The following is a 5,362-nucleotide window of genomic DNA, read 5'->3' on the forward strand; positions in this document are numbered from 1 at the left end:
TGAAATTTTCATATTAATTTACAATATTTTCAAGAGGCATAGCCTAAAATTTGAAATAGCTTAACTCCTACCGGAGAAAATATAGCTTTTTGTGGCTTAATCATAATATATATTATAAAGTAATTATTATTTAAATCAACATTACAACGATAAGATTATATTTATACATAAAATAAAGACTAAATTATTTTACTAGAAAAATTTTTTATGTTAATTAAAATGGAGGTTATATAAATCAAAAACTCAACAAAACATTCAATAGTCATAGGTGCTGCGTTATTTGCAATGTTCTTCGGTGCAGGAAACCTAATTTTCCCACCAGCATTAGGAAAGGCAGCCGGAGATTCAGTTCTATTTTCAATTATAGGCTTCCTTATTACAGGAGTGGGTATTCCCATATGTGCTATAATTGCCTGTGCTAAAATCAATGGCGATTTCAAAAAAATGGCAGATAGAGTAGGACCAATATTTTCTGTAATAGTCTCTATAGCCTTAGTTCTTATTATAGGACCTTTATTTGCAATTCCAAGAACTGCTGCAACAACTTTCGAATTAGGAATACACCCTTTATTTCCATCAATTGGACAGAATATATCAATTATAGTGTTTTTTGCAATAGTTCTTGCATTTGCGCTTAAACCTTCTACAATAATTGATAAGATAGGCAAAGTACTTACACCAGCACTTTTATTAATGCTCGCTATAATTATAGTTAAAGGAATAATATATCCTATTGGACCAATTGTAAATACATCTTACCAAGGTGGATTCTCAAAGGCATTAATAGAAGGATATCAAACAATGGACGCTATGACTGGTGTTATATTTTCATCAATAATTATTTCGTCTATTAGAGCAAAAGGTTATAAAAGCCAAAAAGATATAATGACGATAACTATGAAATCAGCTTTAGTGTCTTTAATCGGGTTATCCTTTGTATATACTGGACTTATGTATCTTGGAACTCAAACAACTACGTTGTTTTCAAAAAGTATATCTAGAACCAGTTTGGTTACAGAAATTGTTAAATTAGACCTAGGTAGTATGGGTAGCGTTATACTTAGTTTATGTGTTACTCTTGCATGCTTAACGACTGCTATAGGAATACTTTCAGCTGGATCAAAATTTTTTGCTAAGCTTTTCAATGGTAAATTATCTTACAAAAGCATTGCTATTGGAATTGCTTTAGTAAGTGGAGTTATGGCTACAAAGGATGTTGATAGTTTAGTTAAATTGGCAAATCCAATTTTAAAAATTATATATCCAATTGTAATTGTTTTAATAGTTACTACTTTACTTGGTGATATAGTGAAAAATAATAAAGTAGTTACTATAACCACTTATACAGTTTTAATAGTAAGTGTTTTAAATACTATAATTGGTTTAACAGCAAATAGCAGTGAATTTTTTAAATATGTTCCTCTAGCTAGTGTAGGATTTGCATGGGTTATACCAGCTGTAATTGCTTTTGTAATTTCTAACCGTCTAGTAAATTCAAATCAGCAAAACAAAGTTAATGCTATATCAGTAAATGAATCAGAATAAGAACATATTTTTACTTCTCACTTTATATCTTTCATTAATATATTTTACTAATATTTATATTTGCAGCGTTTGACAAGAAGATGAGATGTTTATATTAGAAATCTATGAAGGTTGTCTTATAGAAAAGGGAAAGAAACGTATTAAAGGATTTTGTATTCCAATTAAAAAAATTGATTAGTTTAGGGATATATGCTTAATAATATATTGAATTAAATAGCAAAACAAACTAAAAAACCCCTCGAAATTTACTCGAGAGGTTATAAATGAATTCTAATTTGATATTAAATCATCTCCTGGATCGCTGCAACAGCTTCCGAGAAGATGCAACAGCTTCAGAGAAGATGCATTGACGACTTCAGAAGGAGAGTTGCCCCTTTGTAGTTCTTTGGAGTAGATAACAATTCTCAATTGTTATCCCCCCCACTAAAGTTTTCTATTTATTAGGGTACGCTACTCCCATTTATATAAGTAGGAGACTTTCATTCTTAAATGTCGTTAAAATTTGTTAAGATGCATCAATTTCGTCTAGAGTTTTACCTTTAGTTTCAATACCACCTAAAGCAACCACTATGGCAACTAATGCGAACACTATAGTTAGCATAATAAATACATAAGTGAAGCCAGCTTGCTTACCTTTAGTTTCATACACCACTCCAACGATATAAGGAGCGGCGATGGCACCAATACGTCCAATTGCAGCTGCCCAACCGGTTCCGGTGCCCCTAATACGTGTAGGATAAACTTCTGGCGTATAAGCGTACACAGCGCCCCAAGCTCCTAGACTGAAAAAGTAAAGTAGGCATCCAAAAGCAAGCACAGTAGATGCTGATGTCGCTTGACCAAATAAGTATGCTGACACGGCAGTTCCTGCCAAGTAACTTACTAAAACCGCTTTACGACCAATCTTTTCTATTAAATACGCTGCACTGTAATATCCGGGTAACTGAGCAATGCTAATAATTAATGTAAACTGGAAACCCCTTACTAAGCTGAAACCTTTGCCTACAAGTAGGGTTGGAGTCCATAAAACAAACCCATAATAACCAAAATTAATACCTAACCATAAAATCCATAACACAAGGGTACGCTTAAAATAGGCTTTAGACCATAAATCCGAAAGCTTAGAATTACCCATTTTCTCATTCTCCAGCTGATTGGTTACAGCCCCTTCATTATTCTTTACTCCGGCTTGTTGCTCCATTTTACGTACAATTTCATCTGCCTCTTTGAAGCGCCCTTTTTGTTCCAGAAAGAGAGGAGATTCCGGAATGTTCCTTCTCAGATAGGCGGCATACAGTGCTGGTATTCCTCCCAATAAAAAGCCAATACGCCAGCCATAAATAGGAATCAAGAGGTAAGAAATCAAAGCTGCAACGATCCATCCCCAAGCCCAAAAGCTCTCGAGCAAGACAACCATTCTACCACGCGATTTAGCGGGCGAGAATTCACTAACCAAAGTAGATGCTGCTGGCAACTCTCCGCCTAGGCCTAATCCCGTTAGAAACCGGAAGAATAACAATAGGGCAAAGTTAGGCGCGATGCCAGATAATATACTAGCTAATCCATATAACACAAGGGTAAACGTAACGACTGTTCTTCTACCCCATTTGTCAGCAACCATTCCAGCAACAGCCGCACCAATAGCCATTCCAATAGCCGAAACACTGCCGAGTAATCCTAAATCAGTGGGGGTAAGTTCCCACACCTTTCCAATTGAAGCCATCACACCGGCGACCATCCCTTGATCCATGGCATCAAACAACCATCCGATACCTACTAGAAACAGCACTCTCCAAAGCATGGGCGTAACTGGCAATCTTTCAATTCTCTTCGAAATACTACTCATTTGATTCATCTCACTTTCCTTTTTACTTTTATAAAAGTTTATCCACATCAGTAACTTTTATCCATTTTGTATAATATAATTGACATATCTATGATAATAACAGCTTCCTTCATAAATATAATTATAATAATATTTATTATATAACCTGATCATTTATATAGTTAATGTATATACACGTATATATACATTAACTATATTATAATATATATATAGATATAAATACAATAGTATATTAATTATTTTATTCGAAGGTATTTTTTACTGTCTTCTTTATTCGTTAAATAGCTAAAACCGTAAAGAATCATTTGATTTACAGTTACAATGATTAAGAAAAGGCTGAGTTTTACATAAAAGTAAACTCAGCCTTTTCTTATATTGTTAAAAAAAATCATATATTTATGACACTTCTTCTAAATGGGGGTAATCTCTCCACGAATTTCTTCAGCAGTATGTATTTTATAATTTTTAAACATAATAGATCCTATGTAACCACTGAAAATACTAACTATAATACAACCTAAGGCTGTTATTAACACTTTAGAAACTGGGTTATATGCAAACATTACTGCGAACCCTGCTATAGGGGTTGCTGTTCCTGGAGAATTGTTTACAAGTCCCATTAATGCAATTATTACTCCACATAAAGAACCACCTATAAAATTAGTCACATAAATCGGTATGGGATTTGCAGTGGTTATATCAGCTTGTGTTAGAGGTTCTATAGCAACTGAAATTGTATCTTTTTTACTCCCGAATTTCATTTTTGTAAATAACACGAAATTCATAAATGATGAACCAAATACTGATAATGCACCTATAGCCATAGGTGCACCGGTAAGCCCAAGCATTGCGGTTAAAGCCATTGAACTAAGAGGTGCAGTGGCAACAACGGTTATTGTTCCTCCAAGTACTATACCCATTATTATTGGGCTAGAACTTGACGCAGAAGTTAAAATTCTACCAATATTTAACAATGTGGCATCTACTACAGGAGTCATACAGTTTCCTATAAATCTAGTTAATGGTGCTGCAAAAACAATTATAACTATTAAGTCTAAGCCTCCTGGTAATTTTTTTTCTAGATATTTAACTACAAATGACATAAGGTATCCAGCTATAAATCCCGGTATGATACCAAGACCAGAACAAGATAACCCAAGCAATACTGCATATATCGGTGAAACTCCAAGAGCTAGAGGTACAAGTATTGCAGAGGCTACTCCTCCTAAACTACCGTTAGCTAAACCAACTCCTTTTAAAAATTTTATTTTTAACACATCACCAAAAAATGCAGAGTGAAAAGCTTCAACTAGAAAGCTTGCACAGGCAGCACTTGCTAGTGCACCCATCGCTTTCATTCCTTGAGGTGCTTTGTAACTAAAAAGTGTAAATAAAGCTAAAACTAATAATAAAAGACCAGTTCCTATTAAAATATTCATTTCTTTTCTCCTTATAAATTCAAATTTATTTTTAAGTCTTTACTTTCAGTAATTGAAATAGAATTTCTAAGATAATAATCACTTGGTTCCATTCCAAGTATGCCAGCAACTAGTGATCTATCGGTTCCATGGACTTTGTAAGTTTGACCAAATTTTTTTTGTTAATTGTTTAACATTCCACTAAGACAACATAATTTACATGCTAAATGGTTTCAATACAAAAGTCAAATATTAGAGCCATATATACAAATATCATTATGTAAACATATGACAGATCAAGCGGCGGAGAATAACCATTTCTTTTTAAATGAAATATTGGAAGTTGATAAGTTAGACATAATAGAAGGGGATTTCTAAAAAAAAATGTAATGCATAATTTTATATTAACTATAACCTATATATTTTTAAAGTTATAAAAGTCCGTGTTTTGAATAGGTTTGGATTCAGATGTTGAGCCGACCAAAACTATCACCATAAGTATATACTCAAATGATGATAGCCACCAAAATTGCTCAATTTCTGAAACAAGCTT

3 protein-coding genes and 1 pseudogene are annotated in these 5,362 nt (G+C 33.4%); 1 reads left to right on the plus strand and 3 read right to left on the minus strand.

Annotated features, from left to right (window positions below):
• The first annotated feature begins 234 nt into the window (after positions 1–234).
• On the plus strand, positions 235–1,545 hold the full coding sequence (brnQ, locus tag KPL38_RS18005; protein ID WP_312884271.1) for a branched-chain amino acid transport system II carrier protein: 1,311 nt from the start codon (positions 235–237) through the stop codon (positions 1,543–1,545).
• 505 nt (positions 1,546–2,050) lie between these two features.
• Here the strand turns inward: brnQ and KPL38_RS18010 are convergent.
• The 3 genes and pseudogenes from KPL38_RS18010 to KPL38_RS19875 form a co-directional block, all read right to left on the minus strand.
• The gene (locus KPL38_RS18010) at positions 2,051–3,391 is read right to left on the minus strand and encodes an MFS transporter (protein ID WP_216290518.1); all 1,341 of its coding nucleotides are present in this window, start codon (positions 3,389–3,391) and stop codon (positions 2,051–2,053) included.
• Between the two features lie 410 nt (positions 3,392–3,801).
• Positions 3,802–4,830 carry a PTS sugar transporter subunit IIC gene (locus KPL38_RS18015; protein WP_216290517.1) on the minus strand — a complete coding sequence of 343 codons (1,029 nt, stop codon included), beginning with the start codon at positions 4,828–4,830 and terminating at the stop codon, positions 3,802–3,804.
• A gap of 29 nt (positions 4,831–4,859) precedes the next feature.
• Positions 4,860–4,982: pseudogene (locus KPL38_RS19875) on the minus strand (L-serine ammonia-lyase, iron-sulfur-dependent subunit beta); the annotation flags it as partial.
• Positions 4,983–5,362 lie beyond the last annotated feature (380 nt).

It is taken from the genome of Clostridium psychrophilum, assembly GCF_018861705.1.
GTDB lineage: Bacteria > Bacillota > Clostridia > Clostridiales > Clostridiaceae > Clostridium_AD > Clostridium_AD psychrophilum.

Bases quoted from the DNA above. Each gene is read 5' to 3' on its own strand.
- KPL38_RS18010 (WP_216290518.1), bottom strand. From the start codon at position 3,391: ATGAGTAGTATTTCGAAGAGAATTGAAAGATTGCCAGTTACGCCCATG.
- KPL38_RS18015 (WP_216290517.1), bottom strand. From the start codon at position 4,830: ATGAATATTTTAATAGGAACTGGTCTTTTATTATTAGTTTTAGCTTTA.